The sequence below is a fragment of the Streptococcus infantis genome, assembly GCF_047463615.1.
Taxonomy (GTDB): Bacteria; Bacillota; Bacilli; order Lactobacillales; family Streptococcaceae; genus Streptococcus; species Streptococcus infantis_X.
Genome location: NZ_JASHDO010000014.1, coordinates 1 through 23,409, shown reverse-complemented (window position 1 = coordinate 23,409; position 23,409 = coordinate 1). Strand labels below are relative to the sequence as shown.

Here is a 23,409-nt window from a genome sequence, read left to right as displayed (position 1 = left end):
ATAATAATCTTTTCGGCATTTATGGACAATCCCTTTTACCTTTGCATAGTATTTCTCAAGCATTTGCTTTCCCCCTTTCTCTGCTTGTAGTATAGCAGAGAAAGGGGGAAAGAAGGGCCCTAGTTTCTATCTTGTCTCTTTTTTACCCTCTGATGTTATGGAAATCGTGAATGTTGACAAGTTAGGTGAAAAAAGACAATCTCTTCTTGATTTTATATGTCGATTTCCGAAAAGTGATTTATAAAACAAACAGCATCTCAAAGATAAAGAAAAAAGCCCACTGTTGTAGGCTTTTCGTAAGATATATCTTAAAATTAAAGCATTTTGTTGTAGAATTCAACGACAAGGGCTTCGTTGATTTCTGGGTTGATTTCATCACGTTCTGGCAAACGAGTCAATGAACCTTCCAATTTTTCAGCGTCGAATGATACGAATGCTGGACGTCCAAGAGTAGCTTCTACTGCTTCAAGGATTGCTGGAACTTTTAATGATTTTTCACGAACTGAGATCACTTGACCTGGAGTTACGCGGTATGATGGGATATCAACACGTTTTCCGTCAACAAGAATGTGACCGTGGTTTACGAATTGACGTGCTTGACGACGTGTAGTTGCAAGGCCAAGACGGTAAACAACGTTATCCAAACGACGTTCCAAAAGGAGCATGAAGTTGAAACCAAGGATTCCTTCTTTAATCTTAGTAGCTTGTACGAACAAGTTACGGAATTGTTTTTCACCTACACCGTAAGTGAAACGAAGTTTTTGTTTTTCAGCCAATTGCAAACCGTATTCTGACAATTTAGAACGGTTGTTTGGTCCGTGTTGTCCTGGTACGTAGTTACGACGTGCCAATTCTTTACCTGTACCTGTAAGTGAAAGGCCAAGGCGACGAGCTTGTTTCCAAGATGGTCCTGTATAACGTGACATGTATATGTCCTCCTGATATAATTAATATTTCGGTGGAAATAGTCACTTAGAAAGCCCTGATTCGTGCAGATGCCCTTCGCCTAAACAGCCAAGGTTACTTATCAGAAGACATCTGTTGACGAGCTTCATGCTTTCCTGCTGATATTTCACACAAGGGATATTGTACCATGAATGGTTAGATTTGTAAAGGGGTTTTAAGCTTTATTTTCATTGCCAGAGAGATTGAGAAGGAGGGTAAAGGTGCTTCCTAGTCCGTACTGGCTACTGACTGTAATTTCCCCACCCAATTGATGGGCCAATTCACGCGCAATCGCAAGCCCTAAGCCATGACCACCTGTTTTCATGTTACGCGAAGTTTCGACACGATAAAGGCGTTTGAAAATATTCTCCAAGTCCTCTGGGGCAATGCCCTGCCCCTCATCCGTTACACTGATTGAAAGCTGGTTCTTCTCCAGTTTAGCTACCACCTCCAGCTTGGTTCCTGGAGCAGAGTATTTAAAAGCGTTATTGACCAGATTCACCAAGATACGAGAAAGTTTGGCATAATCTCCCTCAATCCGGGCAGACTCTGGGATTACCTGCAAATGGACATCTCGTCCCTCCTGCTCAATCAAGAACTGAAATTCACTCATACACTCAATCAAGAGCTGGTCCAAAAAAATGTTGTCCTTGCTGGTCGGTTCCACCTGATTTCTAGCTGTGTTTAGGGTCAAATAATTCAACTCTTCAACTAGTTTATTGAGTCTTTCCGTCTGGCGTCCAATGGTTGCTAGATAATGGTCCTGTTCTCCTTCCTTGATAACCCCATCCAAAATCCCTTCTACCGTCGCTTGAATCGAAGTAATGGGAGTCTTGATATCATGAGATAGCTGGGCAATCATCAAGCCCTTTTCTCGTTCGCTTTCTTCCAAGGAATCAAAGGTCTCCTGCAAATCATGGGACATTTCATTAAAAGCTTGGCCTAATTGCTGAAATTCTACAGGGCCTTGAACCTCCAGATTTGATGAAAAGTCCTTGTCTGCTACTCGCTTGGCATGTTCCTTCAGTTTACCCAATGAAGTAAAGACTGGCGACAGGAGAAAGAGACTAATCCCAGCACCGACAAAACTAGCCATGAGAGTCATCCCCACCAAGAAATAAATTTCTCTTTCGTCAATTAGCATTCGCTGGATGGCCCAAAAGACAACGATAATCGTTAGAAGTGTTGAAATGACATACCCCACTAAAATATAACTTTTTAGTTTCATTGTCTACCTCGTGCTTTCTCAATTTTGTAGCCCAAGCCCCAGACGGTTTTGATGGTCGGTGTTTCTGCACTAGAATGTTTAGCCAACTCCTGTCGAAGAGCATGAATATGAACATTCAAGGTATTAGTATCATCTACATAGTCTTCTTGCCAGACTTTTTCATAGAGGTCTGTCTTAGAAAAAACTCGCTCTGGATTACTAGCTAAAAGCCATAGAAGTTCGAAGGATTTGACTGTCAAATCAAGCGCCACATCTCCGACTTGGACCTCATGACTACCGTGATTCATCCGTAAATCCCCGAGACTGACGACTTCTGTATCACCTCCACGATGAAGGCGACGCATGATATTGTGGACACGCAAAACCAGCTCACGAGGGCTAAAGGGCTTGGCAATAAAGTCATCTGCCCCTAGGCTCAAGCCATAAATCTTGTCCTGCTCGCTAGTCTTAGCCGTGATAAAGAGAAAAGGCTGATCTGGAGATTGATACTGAACCTCACTAATCAAATCATAACCATCCATCCGAGGCATCATGATATCTGTAATAATCAAATCAATCACTTTTCGCTTGAAGATTTCCAAGGCCTCTACTCCATCATGAGCCACCAAAACCTGATACCCTGCCTGAACCAGATAGCGTTGATGAATATCTGTGATTTCTACCTCGTCGTCAACGAGTAAAATAGTCTTTCCCATCTGTCTCTCCTTTGAAAAAAACAGTGCTATACCACAATAGTATAACACTATTTTAATCTCTTTACGAACATTCTAATCGCTATCTGGATTTTTTAAATCCTAGATAGAAAGTCTGTAGCTAGACTAGTCATTTTCCTCTTTTTTAGCTTTCAAACCGAGGCCACCTAGCAGTCCGGCCAAGGCGAATCCAACGAATCCAAGAGTAGTCATTGATGTTTGGCCTTCACCAGTATATGGAAGCATGTCTTTTTGCTCTTTCTTTTGATTAGCCATCATTGGACTTGACGTCTTGTTATTAGATGCCATCTTGCTTTCATCAGACATTTTGCTTGAGGCTGCTGGAGCTTGGTCTTGTTTCATGTTTGGTGTTGCCATTGGCTGGCTAGCATTCATAGTTTTGTCCTGCTCCTTGCTATGCACCATCTTATCCTGGCTAGCAGCTGGCATTTTAGATTTCATCGGATTGAGAGACTTATACCCATTCAAGTTTACTGTCAAATCCTTAGTCGCTACAAGATTACTCAAATCTACTTTGCCATCTTTAGCGCCGTACACTTTGATGGTAGCTTTATAACTTTGAGTGCCATTTTGTTTTAAGAGGTCTAGAAGCTCTTTGTCTGATTTGCCTTGAGTGCCTGCCAAGTCCACTTCGTAGAAGTAGAGACCTTTGCCTAATTTCTCTACTGGTGGGAGGGCGGGATTTTTAGCCGAACCGTTGTCTGACCATGGAGCCTTGTCTGAGGCTTTCAAGATAAGGCGAGTCAACATGCCGTCACCAGCGAAGAATTCGTATGGAATGACTTGGTTGACTCCGGCTGTGAATGGGCCTGGGAAGTTGGCCTTGTCCAAATAAGTGGCTGGGACATCTACTGTGTCTTTGGTGTTGTCGGCCACTCCTTTTTGTACTTCAGCTGGAGTAGTCAAGCCATTCAAGTTGACATCCAAATCCTTAGTCGCTACGAGGTTAGTCAAATCAGCCTTGCCATCTTTAGTGCCGTACACTTTGATAGTAGCTTTATAACTTTGCGCACCATTTTGTTTTAAGAGGTCAAGAAGCTCTTTATCAGATTTGCCTTGGGTACCTGCCAAATCCACTTCATAGAAGTAGAGACCTTTGCCCAATTTCTCTACTGGTGGGAGAGCAGGATTTTTGGCTGAGCCATTGTCTGACCATGGAGCCTTGTCGGACGCTTTCAAGATAAGGCGAGTCAACATACCGTCACCAGCGAAGAATTCGTATGGAATGACTTGGTTGACACCAGCTGTGAATGGGCCTGGGAAGTTGGCTTTATCCAAGTAAGTAGCTGGAACATCTACTGTGTCTTTGGTATTGTCGGCCACTCCTTTTTGTACTTCAGCTGGAGTAGTTAAGCCATTCAAGTTTACTGTCAAGTCCTTAGTCGCTACAAGATTGCTCAAATCTGCCTTGCCATCTTTTGCGCCGTACACTTTGATAGTAGCTTTATAGCTTTGTGTACCATTTTGTTTCAAGAGGTCAAGAAGTTCTTTGTCAGATTTGCCTTGAGTACCGGCCAAGTCCACTTCATAGAAGTAAAGACCTTTGACCAATTTTTCTACTGGTGGGAGAGCAGGATTTTTAGCTGAACCGTTGTCTGACCATGGAGCTTTGTCTGAGGCTTTCAAAATCAGACGAGTCAACATACCGTCACCAGCGAAGAACTCGTATGGGATGACTTGGTTAACACCGGCTGTGAATGGACCAGGGAAGTTGGCCTTATCCAGATAAGAGGCTGGAACATCTACTATGTCTTTTGTATTGTCAGCCACTCCTTTTTGAACTTCAGCTGGAGTGGTCAAGCCATTCAAATTGACATTCAAATCTTTAGTCGCTACGAGATTATTCAAATCTGCCTTGCCATCTTTCGCACCATACACCTTGATGGTAGCTTTGTAGCTTTGAGTGCCGTTTTGTTTCAAGAGGTCAAGAAGCTCTTTATCTGATTTGCCTTGAGTGCCAGCCAAGTCCACTTCATAGAAGTAAAGGCCTTTGCCCAATTTTTCTACTGGTGGAAGAGCTGGATTTTTAGCTGAACCATTGTCAGACCATGGAGCCTTATCTGATGCTTTCAAAATCAAACGAGTTAACATACCGTCTCCAGCGAAGAATTCGTATGGAATAACTTGGTTAACACCTGCTGTGAATGGGCCTGGGAAGTTAGCTCTATCCAAGTAAGAAGCTGGAACATCCACTGTATCTTTGGTGTTGTCTGCCACACCTTTTTGAACTTCAGCTGGAGTGGTCAAGCCATTCAAATTGACATTCAAATCTTTAGTCGCTACGAGATTATTCAAATCTGCCTTGCCATCTTTCGCACCATACACCTTGATGGTAGCTTTGTAGCTTTGAGTGCCGTTTTGTTTCAAGAGGTCAAGAAGCTCTTTATCTGATTTGCCTTGAGTGCCAGCCAAGTCCACTTCATAGAAGTAAAGGCCTTTGCCCAATTTTTCTACTGGTGGAAGAGCTGGATTTTTAGCTGAACCATTGTCAGACCATGGAGCCTTATCTGATGCTTTCAAAATCAAACGAGTTAACATACCGTCTCCAGCGAAGAATTCGTATGGAATAACTTGGTTAACACCTGCTGTGAATGGGCCTGGGAAGTTAGCTCTATCCAAGTAAGAAGCTGGAACATCCACTGTATCTTTGGTGTTGTCTGCCACACCTTTTTGAACTTCAGCTGGAGTGGTTGCTGGTTGAGCTTCACTTGCTTCACGCTCTTGCTCAGACACTACAGGAGCAGAATTTGTTGCAGGCTTAACCGAATCTTCTGTTTCTTTCTTAGACTCTGGTTTTGCTTGTACTTCTTCTTTTGGTACTACTACTTGGTCTTTAGCAGCTACATCCGCTTTCTCTGGAGAGTTTGTAGTATCCAAGCTTGCTTTGGATGCTAAGTCTGCCTGTTCTGAAGGAAGAGCTGTATCGACTGCTTCTTTGAGTAGCTCTACTGGTAAGTCGCTCTTTGCACTCACCGAAGCAGCATCTGGCACGACTTGAGCAGGGGTCGGATTGACCTCATCGGCACGTACAGAACTTGGTTGACCAACTAGGACAAAGAAGCCACTGGTCACAACAACTGAGGCGACACCGACACTGAGACGACGAATAGACCAACGAGTATATCTTTGATTTGAATTGAATTTCATAGGATTCTCCTTAGAGTTTTCTTTTTTTGATAGCTCTAGTATAATCTCCTAAAATTAAAAAGGATTAAGAAAAAGTTAAAATTTTTCTTAAATCCTTCTTATAAAATACTTATATTGACTCAATAGTCACTAGAAAAAAGATTAGTCATTTCTCTTTTAATCATTGAGGTGTGCTAGATTATCCAAATATTGGTTATTGATTACTGCCATCATATAGCCATCAGCTTTCAATTGATCATCTGGACCAAACTGAACGTCTAGAGGAGCATTTTCATAGTCACGAAAACCAAGAATATTGAGATTGTATTGTCCTCGAAGATCAAGTTCACTTAGACTCTTACCTGCCCACGACCGTGGAATTTTCATCTCAACAATAGAGACATTTTTATCCAACTGAAAAACATCAACGCTGTTATTAAATAAAATAGTCTGTGCCAATGAGCGCCCCATTTCAAACTCTGGTGAGATGACTGAATCTGCGCCAATTTTTTCAAGGACTTTTTTTGCTGTATGGCTTTTAACCTTAGCAATAACAGTTGGCACTCCTAGACTCTTGCAATGCATGACTGCAAGCACACTTGATTCTAAATTTTCCCCAGTTGCCACGACAACTGTATCGCAGGTGTCAATTCCTGCTGAGAGCAAGAGCTCTTCATCGGTAATATCTCCAACAACTCCACGTACCAAGACTGGTTCGAACTGATTGATTCGCTCCTCATGGTCATCAATGGCGATTATATTTACATCATGCATAGCAAGAGCCGCGAGAACACTGCTCCCAAAAATTCCCAAACCTAAAATTCCAATTGTCCGATCTGACATAGTTTATCCTTTCTTATCCTATGGTAATATCTGCTTTCATATAGTGGATCATATCTTTCTTATCTGGTTGATACTCAGCCAAACTAACTAATAGCGTCAGCGGCCCAATTCGTCCGATAAACATCAGTAGCATGATAATGCTAAGAGCTAATCTACCTAACTCTGGTGTCAGATTGGCAGTCACTCCGACCGTGGCAAGCGCTGAAATTGTCTCGAACATGATGTAGATAAAGCGCGGATTTCCCTCAGCTGTTATTCCTACTAAGATTAAGCCCAATAAAAAAGTTATCAAGAAGATGATAAAAACACTGAATGATTTTTGGACTGTCCGAGGTAAAATTGTTCTCCGAGCTACATTGGCATGGGGTAATCCTAAAAGTTCACTGCGTGCAAAGACCAATAATACAAAGAAGGTTGTGATTTTAAGCCCCCCGGCTGTTCCACCAGGCGCCCCACCGAGAAACATTTGTAAGATATAAATCAGCAAAGTAACAGGCCGAGCCTGGGTAAAATCAATAGAAGCAAAACCCGCCGTTCTCATGCTAACTGTTTGGAAAAAACTGACTAGCAATTTATCAGGGATGCTGAGATTTCCAATCGTTCCCGGATTGTTCCACTCTATCAAGAGGGTTGAAACTGTTCCAGTAAATAAAATTCCAGCAGTCAAGAAGAGAACCAACTTGGTATGGAAGCGAAGCCGACGTTTTTTCTTGCTCAACTGCGTGGCCAGGTCAAACCAAACCATGAACCCTAGACCGCCTGTGATGATCAAAGCAGCAAGCACTAGATTAATCAAAGGATCAGTTTGAAAAGCTACTAAACTTGTACTTCCAAAATTATCAAAACCAGCATTACAGAAAGCTGAAATAGCTACGAAGATAGAGGTAAAAATCCCTCGGCCCCAACCAAATTCCGGAACAAAACGAAAACTTAACAGGAAGGCTCCGAGTCCTTCAACGATAAAAGTCGTCAAGAAAATCGAACGTATGAAAACCATTAAAGACTGAGTTTCTCCATAACTAAAGCTCTCCAGAATTGTTTCACGGCTACGAAGACTTAGCTTTTGCTTGCTTTGAATATAAAAGACCCCTATAAAGGTCATGAGACCCAAACCACCAATCTGGATTAAAAACATACAGATTAACTGCCCCCAGATGTTATATGTGGTAGCTACTGGTTGAGTAAAGAGTCCTGTCACACAGACCATGGATACTGCTGTAAAGAGATGGTCGAAATAGGTCGCTTGGGAGCTTGTTGCTTGCACAAATGGCAGACTCAAAAGGAGAGAGCCTGCGAGAATAACCAAAGCAAAACTTAAAAAAATTCGACGAGCAGGTGATAAACGCCCCAAGGTCGTGTTTATTTTTTCCGAAAATGATTTGAATAACATAGTTACATTGTACCATAAAACAGTTAAAGCAGTCACATATGACTAACGATTTCAAGACAGAGTTCTAAGGCCTTGTCAAAAGCTTCTGAACCCCAATCGCGGCTATCATAATTTTCTAAATCGGCTAAAGAATCTGCGGTAAAGAGCAACTCTCCCCAGACAACTCCACGTAGCTGGGCTACTGCCGCAAGAGCGGAGCACTCCATCTCCACAACTGCACAGCCTTCTTTCTTACGATAGGCAACTTTTTCAGCTGTTTCTCGGTAAAAACCATCTGTCGACCAAGTCATAACCTCTTCATAAGGAATGCCTAGTTGTTCCAAGACTTGCTCGATGGCAGAAATCGCTTCGACATGTACATCCATATAACGAGAAGGCGCTACATAGTGGTAGCTGGTCCCCTCATCTCGCAGGGCTCGGACTGGAACCAGAAAGGCATTTTCCTCTATATCGGCTAGGACGCCACAGGTTCCAGTGGAAATGATTTGTTCCACACCGTAGCCAATCAACCAATCCATAAACTGGGCCGCTGGAGCAGAGCCAACGGGAGCCTGGGCAAGACAAATCTCCTCGCCCTTGTAGTTGATGACATAGACTGGATAAGTCTTGGTGGCAGAAATGAACTCGCCAACGCACTCTGCTCCTATTTCCTGGGCGTAGCGGTCAATCTCCTCCTCCAAAAATGCATAGATACACTTCTTTGGCAATTGTAAATCTAATCCTTCGTGATTTGGCATGATGACTGCCTGAGGATTGTCATCAAATTCTAAAATAGGAATGGCATGTTTTTGAATCATAAAGCACCTCCTCTAAATTTGTACTATTATAACAAAAGCTAAACGAAAGTCAAGACGGGAGGCTAAGTCAAATCAGAAAAACCTACCTTAAGTAGGAAACAACAATTAAATGCTTTTTTCGTCATAATAAAATTGCTATAGCTTAGGAATTAGTTTATAATAGATTGAATTTAAAAAAGGGAGAAATCTTATGAAATTCTATTCATATGACTATGTTCTCAGTCAGATTAGTCAACAGAATTGGACCATGATTATTGTGTCGACATTCTTAGTGATTGTGACTGGATTCTTTGCATTTAAGGCTTTCAAAGATAAAAGAGGGAGTAAGTTCCGTGAATTATCGCTCATTTCTATTTTGACGTTAATTGCTTTTGTATTGATTAGCATTACGAATTTTCAAAACAGCCAATCCAATGATAATCAATTTCGTAGTTCCTTACACTTCATCGAGATTGTATCAAAAGAGTTAGGTGTTGATAAAAAAGATATTTATGTCAATACTTCAGCTACTACTGATGGAGCTATTATTAAGGTTGGCGACAATTTTTATCGTGCCATTAGCGGGACTGACCAAGATAGCTATTTGTTAGAAAAGATGGAACTCTATAAATCAGACGTTGAACTCGTGGAGGTTGAAAAATGATAAGCTTTTTTGCTACGATTGCAATTAAATTGGCCTTGGGGCTACTTTCTCTTGTTTTTGTTATTAACGTAACAGGTAAAGGAAATTTAGCACCAAGTTCTGCAGTAGATCAAATCCAGAACTTTGTTCTCGGGGGTATTATCGGTGGGGTTATCTACAATAGCTCGATTACCATCATCCAATACGTAACAATCTTAATCATCTGGACTATTCTCATCCTGCTCCTTAAATGGCTGAATACCAATATTTCCTTTTTCAAACACTTAATTGACGGGAAACCAACTATTATCATTAAAAATGGTAAGTTAGATCCTGAAACCTGCCGCTCAAAAGGTCTTGCAGCTGCAGATGTAGCTCTTAAATTGCGCGCTCAAGGAATCTTCCAATTGAAAGAAGTCAAGAGAGCTGTGATTGAGCAAAACGGACAGCTGATTGTCGTAAGAATGGGTGACGAGAATCCTAAGTACCCAGTCATTACAGATGGCGTTGTCCAAGTCGAAATCCTAGAAACCATTGGCAAATCTGAAGAATGGCTAACAGAAAAATTAAAAGAGGAAGGTTTCGAAGACGTTTCTAATATCTTTATCGCTGAATATGATAAAGGTCAATTAAATATTGTAACCTATTAAAAAAATAAACTGATGCTTTTCGTATCAGTTTTTTGCTTTTTAGCATAAAAGGGTATATACTTAAATTAGTATCTGATGTAATTTAGATAATACAAAAAATTAACGGAGGTATCCCCCATGTCAATCGAAGAAAAATTCAACCAAGCTAAAGGTTCTGTTAAAGAAGGTTTTGGTAAACTAACTGGCGATACAAAAACTCAAGCAGAAGGAGCTGCAGAAAAGGTAGCTTCAAAAGCTAAAGAAGTTGCTGAAGATGCAAAAGAAGCTGTCGAAGGTGCAGTATCTGGCGTAAAAAACATCTTTAAAAAAGACGGAGAATAATTCTTTTTCGTCCTAATAACATAAGAAAATCTCCCTTCTCTTTCGAGAAAGGAGATTTTCTTTTATGGTCGTCCACCAGGGCCACCATTCCCTTGAGGTCCACCTCCACCAGGTATAGAATTGACAATCTCAGTTTGTTTTTCACCATTGAAATAGATGTCTCCGCCTGTGTAAGTCGCTGTTCCATCAAAGTCAAAACCAGTTTGACCAGTCATTTTGATGGTTCCTCCCGTAACAGTAATGTTACCATTTGAGTCAATTGGATCCGTGTCCCCTTGACCAACTTCAACGGTTAAATTCCCACCATTCATAGTAAAGAAGATTTCACTTTGTTGGGCGTTTTTGTTGGCCGCATTGACACCATCATCTGTTGAGTATATGGTGATGTCTCCACCGTTGATAGTGATTGACTTACCTTCAAGCCCTTCTGTAGAATTCTTAACGGTATAAGTACCACTATCAATAACCAAACCACCTGATGCGTGGATACCATCGTCTCCTGCAGTAACAGTGATGGTATTATCAGAGAGATACATGGTTCCTACAGATGTGTCCTCATCATTATCGACCTTAACTCCATCTTCCTTGGCATCGATAGTCATGGTTGTGCCGGTAATGTTGAGTTCATCATTGACATTAAAGGCATCTCCAACTGCTGTGATGTTGTAAGTTCCGCCTGTGATGTGAAGTGTATCGTTGGCCTTAATACCATTGTTTTTCTTACCATCTACATTGAGAGTTCCTTTACCATTGATGGTCAAGTCCACTTTAGAGAAGAGGGCTGCATCAGCTTTTTCATCACTATTAGAAGCTGAATCTGAGAGGCTATTGGTTGTGCCATCTGCTAGAGTTAGGTAAACATGACCAGCTGATGTAGCGGAAATAGCAGCATTGGTATTGGTCATAGTGGCGCCGTTTAGTACGATATGTACATCATCAGTCTTTTCGGCTTCAATCTTGATTTGAACTCCGTCGGATTGACCAGATATGACATAGGTTCCTGCCTTAGAAATAGTAACAGTCGAACCTGATACGGCAACTCCGTCACCTGATACCGTCGCTGTTGTCCCAGACAAGGTTACAGTTGCTGCTGTCTTTTCATCATAAGAAGTATCATAGTCCTTGTCTGTAAAATAGCTAGTTTTCTTAGCTTCTGTAGTTGATTTCGTTTTCGTTGTCGCAGTATTGCTAGCTGTTGTATTTGAAGTTGACTGGGTACATGCTGTTACCAGTGCTAGAGTTGTTATACTTGTTAATAGGAATGTCCATTTTTTTGCTTTCATGCTCATTTCCTCGTCTTTCATTTTACATGCTCTTAGTCTACGGGAGCTTCCTAAAAGTAGTCTAAAATTTTTCTGAAAGTTTTCTTAAGTTTAGTTTCAATTAAGTTAAATTTAACAAAAGTTTTAGAAAAGCCCCCTAAAATCAAACACAAGCAAGTTCACCTTGTTTAAAAATAGTATAACTAAAAACAAGAGGAGAAAGACTTATGAAACCAATCGAAACAACTTTTAAGCGGATTGAAACCAAATATATTGTCTCCAAAGAAATTTTAGATAAACTCATCCAAGATTTAAAGGAATATTTAGTAGAAGATGACTATCCAATTTCAACTATTTCAAATATCTACTTTGATACGGAAGACTTTGCTGTGCTCCAAGATGATGATTTTGGAAATAATCGAAAAGAAAAGGTTCGGATGCGGACCTATCTCAGCCAACCCAAAGCAGATAGTCAAGTATTTTTAGAAATCAAAACCAAGGATCAAGAAGGAGTTGGTCGCAAATTTAGACTACTCTCAACTCCTATTTCTATCCTTAACTTTATGACCAAAGGGCACTTGGATGCTAGTATTACTGATACAGTTGTCATTGAAAAAGTTAAAAAGCTTCACCAAGATTACAAGCAGGCTATCAAGCCTCGTATGTACATCTACTACGATCGTTATTCATTAAAAGAAAAAAAATACATCGAGGGCTACGACTATAATAAAATTCGTATCACCATTGACCAAAATCTAATCTATAGAGATGAAAATGTCAGTCTCTTCGCAGGAAATCAAGGGGCTCCTCTATTAGATGACAATACTGTGATTATGGAGATTAAAGCTCCTGGAAACAAACCTCAGTGGTTACAAGACATTCTAGACAAGTATGGTTTGATGGAGCACAAATTTTCAAAATACAGTTGTGCTTACCACAAATCTCAAGGGTTTCCTTATGCACCACGTCCCAGTATAGAAAGCGCAGGTACCGCTTATGCTTAATCTATTTAACTCAATTTTCAACAACGCCACTGCAAGTGCTGATCCCTTCCAACTACTGCTGGCACTTCTAGTCAGTCTAATCCTCGGTTTGGCACTTACTTGGACCTACAAATATCGGACCCTCTACACCAGAGAATTTGCTATCAGCTTGACTCTGCTTCCCTGCCTTATGACCTTGGTTATTTTTCTGGTCAATGGGAGCTTGGGTACTTCGATTGCTGTAGCCGGAACCTTTAGTTTGATCCGTTTCCGTTCTGCAACGAGTGGTTCAAGAGAACTGATTGCTATTTTCCTTGCCATTATTATCGGTCTGGCTTGCGGAACAGGCTATCTCTTCTTGGCCATTCTCTTCACGCTCTTTATCTTGGGTGTTTGGTTCCTTTTGGAACATCAACAAATAAAAACCGACAATCAACGCCGTAGACTTTTAACAATCACGGTAACTAATCAAGAGAAGATTCAAGATGCTATCCAATCTGCTCTTGACCAATTCTGCTCAGAAATTGACATGATTACGATCAATAGCACAAATACAGGGGACAACCTTAGCATTGTCTATGAAGTTGAGTTAAAAGCAGATGCCGACGATTTCCAAATGACTAGCTATCTGACACAACAGATCGAGAAATGTGACGTCGCTTTGACTAAGAAAGCTAAAAAGAGAAAAAATCTCTAGCAAAAAAGAACAGCATTTTGCTGTTCTTTTAATTTTCTTTGACTGGAATTTCTTTGATAACTCGTGCTGGATTGCCTGCCAGAACTACATTGTCACCAAAAGATTTGGTAATGACAGCTCCTGCTCCTGCAACAACATTATCACCTAGTGTAACACCTGGAAGGACGATAACGCCACCTCCTGCCCAGAAGTTTTTACCAATCGTGATTGGTTTTCCAAATTCTAAACCTGAATTTCGTTCTTCTGGATCTAGAGGATGAAGAGGTGTCAAAAATTGGCAGTTAGGACCAATCATTGCATTGTCGCCAATAGTAATAGGACAAACATCCAACATGGTCAGATTCCAATTGGAATAAAAATTTTCTCCCAAATGAATATTGACCCCATAATCCACCACCAAACGAGTATTGACATAGAGATTTTCACCAGTTGAGCCAAACCATCCTTTGATGATTCCCATACCTTTTACTGGATTGACTTCTTCATTAAAAGCAGCTTGCTTTTGTCGTGCTGTTTGTGCTAGAGCACGAAGTTCTGGATCAAACGGGTGATAGGGTTCTCCCGCGATCATTTTTTGATATTCTGTTTTCATGTTATTTCTTTCTTGCTTGTTTTAGATGATTGTAGCATAGTTTTGAATCTAGAGCAAATTATAGTGAAATGAAATAAAATCTGAACAAATTTACTAGAGCAGTTAAGTCAATTTCTAGCATTTTTTAGAATTCACAGTGTACTGTTTTTTATTTAATCTACTATAAAACACAAGTCTAACCTTAAATAAAAAAAGCGAGCAAAGCCAGTTTTCTGACAATCAGAATTCTGCCTTGTTCGCTTTTTTATCTAGTGGATCCTTCTTAAAAATCTATAGTGAATGATTAATCTTTTCATCTCAGATCTTAAGTAACATCTACTTATTCGCTTACTTCAACAGTTTCAACGACTTCTTCTACAGTCGTATCAACTGGAGCTTCTTCTTGTGAAGATGCTAGGTAAGACTCTTCGTTGACTGCTTGTGGTTCAAGGTTACGGTAACGTGCCATACCTGTACCAGCTGGGATAATCTTACCGATGATAACATTTTCCTTAAGACCAAGGAGATGGTCTTTCTTACCACGGATAGCTGCGTCTGTAAGGACACGAGTTGTTTCCTGGAAGGAAGCTGCTGACAAGAAACTATTTGTTTCAAGTGAGGCTTTGGTAATTCCCATAAGGACTGGGCGACCAGTCGCTGGAACACCACCTGCGATAAGAACATCTTTGTTGGCATCTGTAAAGTCGTTGATATCCATGAGAGTACCCATGAGAAGGTCTGTATCCCCTGGATCCATGACACGGACTTTACGGATCATTTGACGAACCATTACCTCGATGTGTTTGTCACCGATTTCTACCCCTTGGCTACGGTAAACTTTTTGTACTTCACCGAGGAGGTAAGTTTCAACTGACAAGACATCACGTACAGCAAGGAGACGTTTTGGTTGGATAGAACCTTCTGTCAATGCTGCACCACGAGAGATTTGATCGCCAACTTCTACACGCATACGTGCTGTGAATGGTACCACATATTCGCCTTCGCCAGTTTCACCTTTAACGAAGACTTTCTTAGTACGAGTTGAAGCATCTTCTTCGATTGCTGTAACTTCCCCTTTGACTTCTGTGATGACTGCTTCCCCTTTAGGATTGCGGGCTTCAAAGATCTCTTGGACACGAGGAAGACCCTGAGTGATATCGGTATTTGAGGCAACCCCACCCGTGTGGAAGGTACGCATTGTAAGCTGTGTACCAGGTTCCCCGATAGATTGGGCAGCGATTGTACCAACTGCTTCACCAACTTCAACCGCATCACCAGTCGCCAAGTTGATACCGTAACAGTGACGGCAGACACCATGACGAGTGTTACATGTAAATACAGAGCGGATAGTCACTTCTTCAACACCAGCATTGACGATTTCACGCGCCTTGTCTTCTGTAATCAATTCATTTGGACCGATGATAACTGCACCAGTTTCTGGGTGTTTAACAGTTTTCTTAGTGTAACGACCATTGAGACGTTCTTCGAGAGACTCAATCATCTCTTTACCTTCTGTGATAGAGCGGATCAAGAGACCACGGTCAGTTCCACAGTCATCCTCACGAATGATAACGTCTTGGGCAACGTCAACCAAACGACGAGTCAAGTAACCTGAGTCGGCTGTCTTAAGGGCCGTATCAGTCATACCTTTACGGGCACCGTGAGTTGAGAAGAACATTTCGAGTACTGACAAACCTTCGCGGAAGTTTGAAAGGATTGGCAATTCCATGATACGTCCGTTCGGAGCAGCCATCAGACCACGCATACCGGCAAGCTGTGAGAAGTTTGAGATGTTACCACGGGCTCCAGAGTCCATCATCATAACGATAGGGTTCTTAGGATCTTGGTTGGCAACCAAACGTTTCTCGAGTTTTTCACGGGCAGCACGCCATTCAGCTGTAACAGCATTGTAGCGTTCGTCATCTGTGATCATACCACGACGGAATTGTTTTGTGATTTGTTCTACACGTTTGTGTGATTCTTCGATAATTTCAGCCTTGTCTTCAACGACTGGAATATCAGCAATACCTACTGTCAAACCTGCAAGAGTTGAATGGTGGTAACCGAGGTTCTTCATACGGTCAAGTAGGGCAGATGTTTCTGTCGTACGGAAACGTTTGAAGATTTCAGCGATGATATTTCCAAGGTTTTTCTTCTTGAATGGTGGATTGAGTTCAAGTCCATCGATAGCTTCCTTGATATTTCCACCTAGTGGCAAGAAGTACTTAGCCGGAACACCTTCTGTCAAGTTAGCGTTAGTTGGCTCTTGCAAGTAAGGTAGTCCTTCTGGCATGATATCGTTGAAGAGGATTTTACCTACAGTTGTAAGCAAGATTTTGTGTTTTTGCTCTTCTGTCCATGGTTTGTTCAAGCTATCTGTTGCGATACCAACACGTGAGTGGAGGTGAACATAACCATTACGGTAAGCCATGACAGCTTCGTCACGGTCCTTGAAGACCATACCTTCGCCTTCACGACCAGCTTCTTCCATAGTCAAGTAGTAGTTACCTAAAACCATATCTTGAGATGGAGTAACAACTGGTTTACCATCTTTAGGGTTCAAGATATGCTCAGCAGCAAGCATCAAGATACGAGCTTCTGCTTGGGCTTCTTCTGAAAGTGGTACGTGGATGGCCATTTGGTCACCGTCAAAGTCGGCATTGTAGGCTTCACAGACAAGCGGGTGCAAGCGAAGGGCTTTACCGTCAATCAAGACAGGTTCAAAGGCTTGGATACCCAAACGGTGAAGGGTAGGTGCGCGGTTAAGAAGTACTGGGTGTTCTTTGATAACTTCTTCGAGGATATCCCAGATACGTTCATCTCCACGTTCTACCAAGCGTTTAGCCGCTTTAACGTTTTGAACGATATCGCGAGCAACGATTTCGCGCATAACGAATGGTTTAAAGAGCTCGATTGCCATTTCACGTGGCACACCACATTGGTACATCTTAAGAGTTGGACCAACGGCGATAACGGAACGTCCTGAGAAGTCAACACGTTTACCGAGCAAGTTTTGACGGAAGCGTCCTTGCTTCCCTTTGAGCATGTGGCTCAATGATTTAAGTGGACGGCTACCTGGTCCTGTGATTGGACGACCACGACGACCATTGTCAATCAAAGCGTCAACCGCTTCTTGAAGCATACGCTTCTCATTTTGAACGATGATACCTGGCGCGTTCAACTCAAGCAAACGAGCCAAACGATTGTTACGGTTAATAACACGACGGTAAAGGTCGTTCAAGTCAGATGAGGCAAAACGGCCACCATCCAACTGCAACATTGGACGAAGATCTGGTGGAATAACTGGAAGGATGTTAAGAACCATCCATTCAGGCTTGTTTCCAGACTTGTGGAAAGCATCCAAAACATCCAAACGACGGATGGCTTTGATACGTTTTTGCCCAGTTGCTGTCTTCAATTCTTCTTTAAGCTCAGCAATTTCTTTTTCAAGATCTACTTGCTTCAAGAGGTCTTGGATAGCTTCGGCACCCATCTTGGCAACGAATGATCCGTAACCAAACTCACGCAAGCGTTCACGGTATTCACGCTCTGTCATGATAGACTTGTGCTCAAGTGGTGTATCTTTTGGATCAATCACCACGTAAGCAGCAAAGTAGATAACTTCCTCGAGGGCACGAGGACTCATATCAAGGGTCAAGCCCATACGGCTTGGAATCCCCTTGAAATACCAGATATGAGATACAGGAGCTTTTAACTCGATGTGTCCCATACGTTCACGACGAACTTTTGTACGCGTTACTTCAACACCACAACGGTCACAAACAATCCCTCTGTAACGAATGCGTTTGTATTTACCACAAGCACATTCCCAGTCTTTTGTAGGACCAAAGATCACTTCGTCAAAGAGTCCTTCACGTTCTGGTTTCAACGTACGGTAATTGATTGTTTCAGGTTTTTTGACTTCTCCATAAGACCATGAACGGACTTTGCTTGGAGAAGCTAGTGTGATTTGCATACTTTTAAAACGATTTACATCAACCACTATTTCTTCCCTTTCTATTATAAGTGAACTGCTTATTCTTGTTCAGCAGCTTCTTCTGTTGTTTCCGCTTTTGCATTTTCTTCTGCTTCAAAGGCTGCTTTAGCCTCTTGAGCTGCTCTTTCGCGGGCTTTTTCAAGGTCATCTACGTGGATGACATCTTCGTCCATTCCTTCATCAAGGTCACGAAGTTCCACTTCTTGATCGTCTTCGTCAAGGACACGCATGTCAAGACCAAGAGATTGCAATTCTTTTACAAGAACTCGGAATGATTCTGGAACACCTGGTTTTGGAATTGGTTTTCCTTTTGTAATAGCTTCATAGGCTTTCAAACGTCCGTTGATATCGTCAGACTTGTAAGTCAAGATTTCTTGAAGGACATTTGATGCACCATAGGCTTCAAGCGCCCAAACCTCCATCTCACCGAAACGTTGTCCACCAAACTGAGCTTTCCCTCCGAGTGGTTGTTGCGTAACTGTTGAGTATGGTCCGACTGAACGAGCGTGCAATTTATCATCAACCATGTGGTGGAGCTTGATCATGTACATGACACCAACTGACACACGGTTATCAAATGGTTCACCAGTACGTCCATCGTAAAGGATAGTCTTAGCATCGCTATCCATACCTGCTTCCTTAACAGTTGACCAAAGATCTTCAGAACTTGCTCCGTCAAAGACTGGTGTTGCGATGTGGATACCAAGAGTACGAGCTGCCATACCAAGGTGGAGCTCCATAACCTGACCGATATTCATACGTGATGGCACCCCAAGTGGGTTCAACATGATGTCGACTGGAGTTCCGTCTGGAAGGTAAGGCATGTCTTCTACAGGAACGATACGAGAGACAACCCCTTTGTTTCCGTGACGTCCGGCCATCTTATCTCCGACCTTAATCTTACGTTTTTGAGCGATGTAAACTCGAACCAGCATGTTAACACCTGATTGCAATTCATCTCCATTTGCACGTGTAAAGATCTTAACATCACGAACAACACCATCGGCACCGTGTGGTACACGAAGAGAAGTGTCACGAACTTCACGAGATTTGTCTCCGAAGATAGCGTGCAAGAGACGTTCTTCAGCTGAAAGGTCTTTTTCACCCTTAGGTGTTACTTTACCTACAAGGATATCCCCTTCTTTAACCTCAGCACCGATACGGATAATCCCCATTTCGTCAAGGTCTTTAAGAGCATCTTCACCAACGTTTGGAATTTCACGAGTAATTTCTTCAGGTCCAAGCTTTGTATCGCGTGTTTCTGATTCATATTCTTCAAGGTGGACAGATGTATAAACATCGTCTTTAACCAAGCGTTCGCTCATGATAACGGCATCCTCGAAGTTGTAACCTTCCCATGTCATGTAGGCAACGATTGGGTTTTGTCCAAGCGCCATTTCCCCATTTTCCATTGAAGGTCCGTCAGCGATAAAGTCACCTTTTTCTACAAGATCACCAACTCGAACAAGGGTACGTTGGTTGTAGGCAGTACCTGAGTTTGAACGACGGAATTTTTGGATGTGGTAAACATCAAGGGAACCATCTTCGCGGCGAACTTCTACCTTATCAGCATCTGCATATGTAACTTTACCATCATACTGAGCAATAACAGCAGCACCAGAATCATGAGCTGCTTGGTATTCCATACCAGTACCAACGTAAGGTGCTTTGGGATTGATCAAAGGAACAGCCTGACGTTGCATGTTGGCACCCATGAGGGCACGGTTGGAGTCATCGTTTTCCAAGAAAGGAATACATGCTGTCGCAACGGCAACTACCTGCTTAGGTGATACGTCCATATAATCTACAACGCTAGCTGGATACTCTTGGTTGACCCCTTGATGACGTCCCATAACTGTTTTCTCAGCAAATGTGCCATCTTCGTTAAGGCGTGAGTTAGCCTGCGCTACAGTAAATTCATCCTCTTCATCGGCAGTCAACCAAACGATTTCGTTAGTTACTTTGCCTGTTTCACGGTCAACCTTACGATATGGTGTTTGAACAAAACCATATTTGTTCAAGTGTCCGTATGAAGACAAGTTGTTGATCAAACCGATGTTCGGTCCTTCAGGTGTCTCGATTGGACACATACGACCATAGTGAGTATAGTGCACGTCACGTACTTCATATCCTGCACGGTCACGTGTCAAACCACCAGGTCCTAAGGCTGACAAACGACGTTTGTGAGACAACTCAGAAAGCGGGTTGTGTTGGTCCATGAACTGTGACAACTGTGATGAACCAAAGAATTCTTTAACCGCAGCGGTTACAGGACGGATATTGATGATTTGTTGTGGTGTTAAAACTTCATTGTCCTGAACAGACATACGTTCACGGACATTACGTTCCATACGAGAAAGTCCAAGACGTACTTGGTTGGCAAGCAATTCACCAACTGCACGGATACGACGGTTTCCAAGGTGGTCGATATCATCCACACGTCCGATACCTTCTGCCAAGTTAAGGAAGTAGCTCATCTCTGCAAGGATATCCGCAGGAGTTACAACACGAACCTTGTCGTCTGGATTGGCATTTCCGATGATGGTTACAACACGATCTGGGTCCGTTGGGGCAACAACCTTGAATTTTTGAAGGACAACTGGTTCTGTCAGAACAGCTGCATCGTTTGGAATATAAACGATTTTGTTCAAGTCGCCATCCAAGTGGTTCTCGATGCTTTCAATCACGCTACGAGTCATAACGGTACCAGCTTCTACCAAGATTTCACCAGTTTCAGGATCTACCAATGGCTCAGCGATGGTTTGGTTGAGCAAGCGTGTTTTGATGTTGAGTTTTTTATTGATCTTGTAACGACCAACGGCTGCCAAATCGTAGCGGCGTGGGTCAAAGAAGCGTGCCACAAGCAAGCTACGTGAGCTCTCAGCAGTCTTAGGCTCACCTGGACGAAGGCGTTCGTAGATTTCTTTCAAGGCTTCGTCTGTACGAGAGTCCATTGGGTTCTTGTGGATATCTTTTTCAACGGTATTGCGAACCAATTCGCTGTCACCGAAGATATCAAAGATTTCATCATCACCTGAGAAACCAAGAGCACGAACCAAGGTCGTAAATGGAATCTTACGAGTACGGTCGATACGAGTGTAGGCGATGTCTTTTGAGTCGCTTTCAAGCTCCAACCAAGCTCCACGGTTAGGGATTACAGTTGAACCGTAGCCCACTTTACCATTTTTGTCTACCTTATCATTAAAGTAAACACCTGGAGAACGAACCAACTGTGATACGATGATACGCTCACCACCATTGATGATGAAGGTACCCATCTCAGTCATGATCGGGAAGTCACCAAAGAAGACTTCCTGTGTCTTGATTTCGCCAGTTTCTTTGTTAATCAAGCGGAAGGTTACAAAGATAGGTGCTGAGTAGCTGGCATCGTGGATACGTGCTTCCTCTAGCGTGTATTTTGGTTCTTTGATCTCATAGCCTACAAACTCCAACTCCATTGTGTCTGTGAAGTTTGAAATTGGCAATACATCTTCAAATACTTCCTTAAGACCGTGATCTAGGAAATCTTTGAATGAATCTGTTTGAATTTCAATCAAATTTGGTAAGTCAAGAACTTCTTTGATTCTTGAAAAACTACGACGGGTACGATGTTTCCCGTATTGAACGTCATGTCCTGCCAAGATGATTCTCCTTTAAAATAAAGTTTCAAGCCTAGTCGTCTAGGCCTTTGATTATCGTCAAAAGGTTGTAAACCTTCTATCACCTTATCCCCCTTAACTAATTTTCAGAATTTTTAAATCTTTGTTACAAACACTAGAAAACCTGAAAAAAAGCACAAAAAGAGCAGCTAAATCTGACTTTTGTAAGAAGATTTAACTGCTGTGAGCCTTGTCCGGACAATATTTCAGACAAAACCTACGACAAATGATTATTCATATTATACCTAATTTTCTTTGATTTTTCAAGGGTTTTGAACGATTTTTTTGCCTGAAATATTGATAGGGCTTGTTTTCAGAAAAGAATGTTTTCATTGGTTCGTTCTTGAATAATTAGAATCACTTGTATGATATATCCTGCCGACCAACTGAAAAAACGGTTCTCCTTTGTTTGTAGTGTATCATCTAACATACTGGAAAAGCACAAAAACTTTTCTAAATAAGAAAGAATGCTTGTCAATTCAACTTTCTTGACAAAAACTATACTTAGTGGTTTAATATACCCCATAAGGGTATATTTGGAGGTACCTATGTTTCATTTGTTTACAAAAATTGACAGTATTTCTACTGGCGAGTTAAAAACTAAACTCAAAGAACCCATTCAGCTACTGGACGTTCGGACCCCTACGGAATTTGGCAAAGGCCATATCGAAAGCGCCAAAAATGTTCCCCTGACTGAAATCGGTTCTTATGAACCAGCGACAAAAGAAACCTTATATCTCATTTGTCAGTCTGGTGTTCGCAGTAAGATGGCTGCGAAAAAACTAAAGAAAAAAGGCTACCATGTCATCAATGTTCGAGGTGGCATGAAGGCTTGGAAGAGCTAGACAGAAACCAAATCTACATTGTTAGCTGCCACAGTAGTCTTGGTAGCTGTATCGCTAAGCGAATCCTCAAGTAAGCAAGCGTTGCCGTCCAAAAGCTTGACGGCGCTTATTCCCTATACAAAATGACTAACCCAGAAGGAGTCGAATATGGAAACTAGTATCAGCATGGCTGACTTTTATGAAAAATATCAGAACCAAGAACTCAATCTTATCGACGTACGTGAAGTACATGAATACCAAGCAGGACATGCACCTAGTGCAAAAAATCTGCCACTAAGTAGCTTGGAGCACGGCTACAAGGAACTCAAAGACGATCAAGAATACTATATCATTTGTCAAGGTGGAGCTCGCTCCGTATCTGCCTGCTCCTTCCTTAGGGCCCAAGGACTCAAGGTCACAAATGTAGAAGGTGGTATGAACCACTGGCCAGGCGAGGTAGAATCAGCACAATAGGTTGGATAAGATTAATACTCTTCAAAAATCTCTTCAAACCACGTCAGCTTCGTCTTGCCGTACTCAAGTACAGCCTGCGGCTCGCTTCCTAGTTTGCTCTTTGATTTTCATTGAGTATAAAATGGAAGTGAAAACTCAGTACACTTCCCCATAATAAAACGCCTACCGTCAAGTTTTGTCTGTACTGACCCCAAAAAGTTAGACAATTAATTTAAGCAAAGGATTTAGTTCTGTATTGTACAGGACTAAGTCCTTTTAGTTTTACCTTAATTCGTTTGTTGTTGTAGTAATCAATATAGTCTACAAT

General features: G+C 41.9%; 19 protein-coding genes and 1 pseudogene. 8 read left to right on the top strand and 12 right to left on the bottom strand.

Annotated elements, in window-relative coordinates; all coding sequences use genetic code 11:
- Positions 1-314: 314 nt before the first annotated feature.
- The 7 genes from rpsD to QM874_RS09530 all read right to left on the bottom strand — a co-directional run bounded on the left by rpsD (position 315) and on the right by QM874_RS09530 (position 9,042).
- Positions 315-926, bottom strand: a complete 612-nt coding sequence (rpsD, locus tag QM874_RS09560) for a 30S ribosomal protein S4 (protein WP_008810013.1) — start codon at positions 924-926, stop codon at positions 315-317.
- Between the two features lie 194 nt (positions 927-1,120).
- Positions 1,121-2,173 carry a sensor histidine kinase gene (locus QM874_RS09555; protein WP_414317095.1) on the bottom strand — a complete coding sequence of 351 codons (1,053 nt, stop codon included), beginning with the start codon at positions 2,171-2,173 and terminating at the stop codon, positions 1,121-1,123.
- Positions 2,170-2,868: a response regulator transcription factor gene (locus QM874_RS09550; RefSeq protein ID WP_247935099.1), complete on the bottom strand. Its 699-nt coding sequence runs from the start codon at positions 2,866-2,868 to the stop codon at positions 2,170-2,172. Before QM874_RS09550 ends, QM874_RS09555 begins: the two co-directional genes overlap by 4 nt.
- 123 nt (positions 2,869-2,991) lie before the next feature.
- The gene (locus tag QM874_RS09545; protein WP_414317094.1) at positions 2,992-6,033 is read right to left on the bottom strand and encodes an SSURE domain-containing protein; all 3,042 of its coding nucleotides are present in this window, start codon (positions 6,031-6,033) and stop codon (positions 2,992-2,994) included.
- 156 nt (positions 6,034-6,189) lie between these two features.
- Positions 6,190-6,855, bottom strand: coding sequence for a potassium channel family protein (locus QM874_RS09540; protein ID WP_414317093.1), 666 nt, complete (start codon positions 6,853-6,855; stop codon positions 6,190-6,192).
- Between the two features lie 13 nt (positions 6,856-6,868).
- Positions 6,869-8,245, bottom strand: a complete 1,377-nt coding sequence (locus QM874_RS09535) for a TrkH family potassium uptake protein (protein WP_414317092.1) — start codon at positions 8,243-8,245, stop codon at positions 6,869-6,871.
- Between the two features lie 32 nt (positions 8,246-8,277).
- Positions 8,278-9,042 (bottom strand): nucleoside phosphorylase, encoded by a 765-nt coding sequence (locus QM874_RS09530; protein WP_036756144.1) that lies wholly within the window; start codon positions 9,040-9,042, stop codon positions 8,278-8,280.
- Positions 9,043-9,232: 190 nt separating this feature from the next.
- Here QM874_RS09530 and QM874_RS09525 point away from each other — a divergent pair, with 190 nt between their 5' ends.
- From QM874_RS09525 to QM874_RS09515, 3 genes are all read left to right on the top strand, one after another.
- Positions 9,233-9,685: a DUF3290 family protein gene (locus QM874_RS09525; protein ID WP_060956251.1), complete on the top strand. Its 453-nt coding sequence runs from the start codon at positions 9,233-9,235 to the stop codon at positions 9,683-9,685.
- Complete coding sequence (locus tag QM874_RS09520; RefSeq protein WP_414317091.1) at positions 9,682-10,314, top strand: DUF421 domain-containing protein; 633 nt, start codon at positions 9,682-9,684, stop codon at positions 10,312-10,314. The genes QM874_RS09525 and QM874_RS09520 overlap by 4 nt, the downstream gene beginning before the upstream one ends.
- A gap of 117 nt (positions 10,315-10,431) precedes the next feature.
- Positions 10,432-10,635 (top strand): CsbD family protein, encoded by a 204-nt coding sequence (locus QM874_RS09515; RefSeq protein ID WP_000020982.1) that lies wholly within the window; start codon positions 10,432-10,434, stop codon positions 10,633-10,635.
- 62 nt (positions 10,636-10,697) lie between these two features.
- On the opposite strand, the gene QM874_RS09510 is transcribed toward QM874_RS09515, so the two are convergent.
- The gene (locus tag QM874_RS09510) at positions 10,698-11,918 is read right to left on the bottom strand and encodes a carbohydrate-binding domain-containing protein (RefSeq protein ID WP_414317090.1); all 1,221 of its coding nucleotides are present in this window, start codon (positions 11,916-11,918) and stop codon (positions 10,698-10,700) included.
- Positions 11,919-12,124: 206 nt separating this feature from the next.
- On the opposite strand from QM874_RS09510, the gene QM874_RS09505 reads away from it, so the two are divergent.
- On the top strand, positions 12,125-12,901 hold the full coding sequence (locus QM874_RS09505) for a polyphosphate polymerase domain-containing protein (RefSeq protein WP_414317089.1): 777 nt from the start codon (positions 12,125-12,127) through the stop codon (positions 12,899-12,901).
- On the top strand, positions 12,894-13,577 hold the full coding sequence (locus tag QM874_RS09500) for a DUF4956 domain-containing protein (RefSeq protein ID WP_414315711.1): 684 nt from the start codon (positions 12,894-12,896) through the stop codon (positions 13,575-13,577). Before QM874_RS09505 ends, QM874_RS09500 begins: the two co-directional genes overlap by 8 nt.
- A gap of 28 nt (positions 13,578-13,605) precedes the next feature.
- Here the strand turns inward: QM874_RS09500 and QM874_RS09495 are convergent, their stop codons facing one another.
- The 3 genes from QM874_RS09495 to QM874_RS09485 form a co-directional block, all read right to left on the bottom strand.
- Entirely contained in the window at positions 13,606-14,169 is a 564-nt protein-coding gene (locus QM874_RS09495; RefSeq protein ID WP_414315712.1) for a sugar O-acetyltransferase, read from the bottom strand.
- A gap of 319 nt (positions 14,170-14,488) precedes the next feature.
- The gene (gene rpoC, locus QM874_RS09490; protein ID WP_414317088.1) at positions 14,489-18,151 is read right to left on the bottom strand and encodes a DNA-directed RNA polymerase subunit beta'; all 3,663 of its coding nucleotides are present in this window, start codon (positions 18,149-18,151) and stop codon (positions 14,489-14,491) included.
- A gap of 32 nt (positions 18,152-18,183) precedes the next feature.
- On the bottom strand, positions 18,184-21,786 hold the full coding sequence (locus QM874_RS09485; protein WP_414317087.1) for a DNA-directed RNA polymerase subunit beta: 3,603 nt from the start codon (positions 21,784-21,786) through the stop codon (positions 18,184-18,186).
- Positions 21,787-22,352: 566 nt separating this feature from the next.
- Here QM874_RS09485 and QM874_RS09480 point away from each other — a divergent pair.
- From QM874_RS09480 to QM874_RS09470, 3 genes and pseudogenes are all read left to right on the top strand, one after another.
- A complete protein-coding gene (locus QM874_RS09480) occupies positions 22,353-22,649 on the top strand; it encodes a rhodanese-like domain-containing protein (RefSeq protein WP_414317086.1) in 297 nt (98 codons plus the stop codon).
- Positions 22,631-22,807: pseudogene (locus QM874_RS09475) on the top strand (CoA-disulfide reductase); the annotation flags it as partial. The gene QM874_RS09480 and the pseudogene QM874_RS09475, both read left to right, overlap by 19 nt.
- Positions 22,797-23,102: a rhodanese-like domain-containing protein gene (locus QM874_RS09470; RefSeq protein ID WP_414317085.1), complete on the top strand. Its 306-nt coding sequence runs from the start codon at positions 22,797-22,799 to the stop codon at positions 23,100-23,102. The pseudogene QM874_RS09475 and the gene QM874_RS09470, both read left to right, overlap by 11 nt.
- A gap of 211 nt (positions 23,103-23,313) precedes the next feature.
- Here QM874_RS09470 and QM874_RS09465 read toward each other — a convergent pair.
- Positions 23,314-23,409: IS3 family transposase (locus QM874_RS09465; protein WP_195327149.1), on the bottom strand; the 96-nt coding region annotated here is incomplete at its 5' end.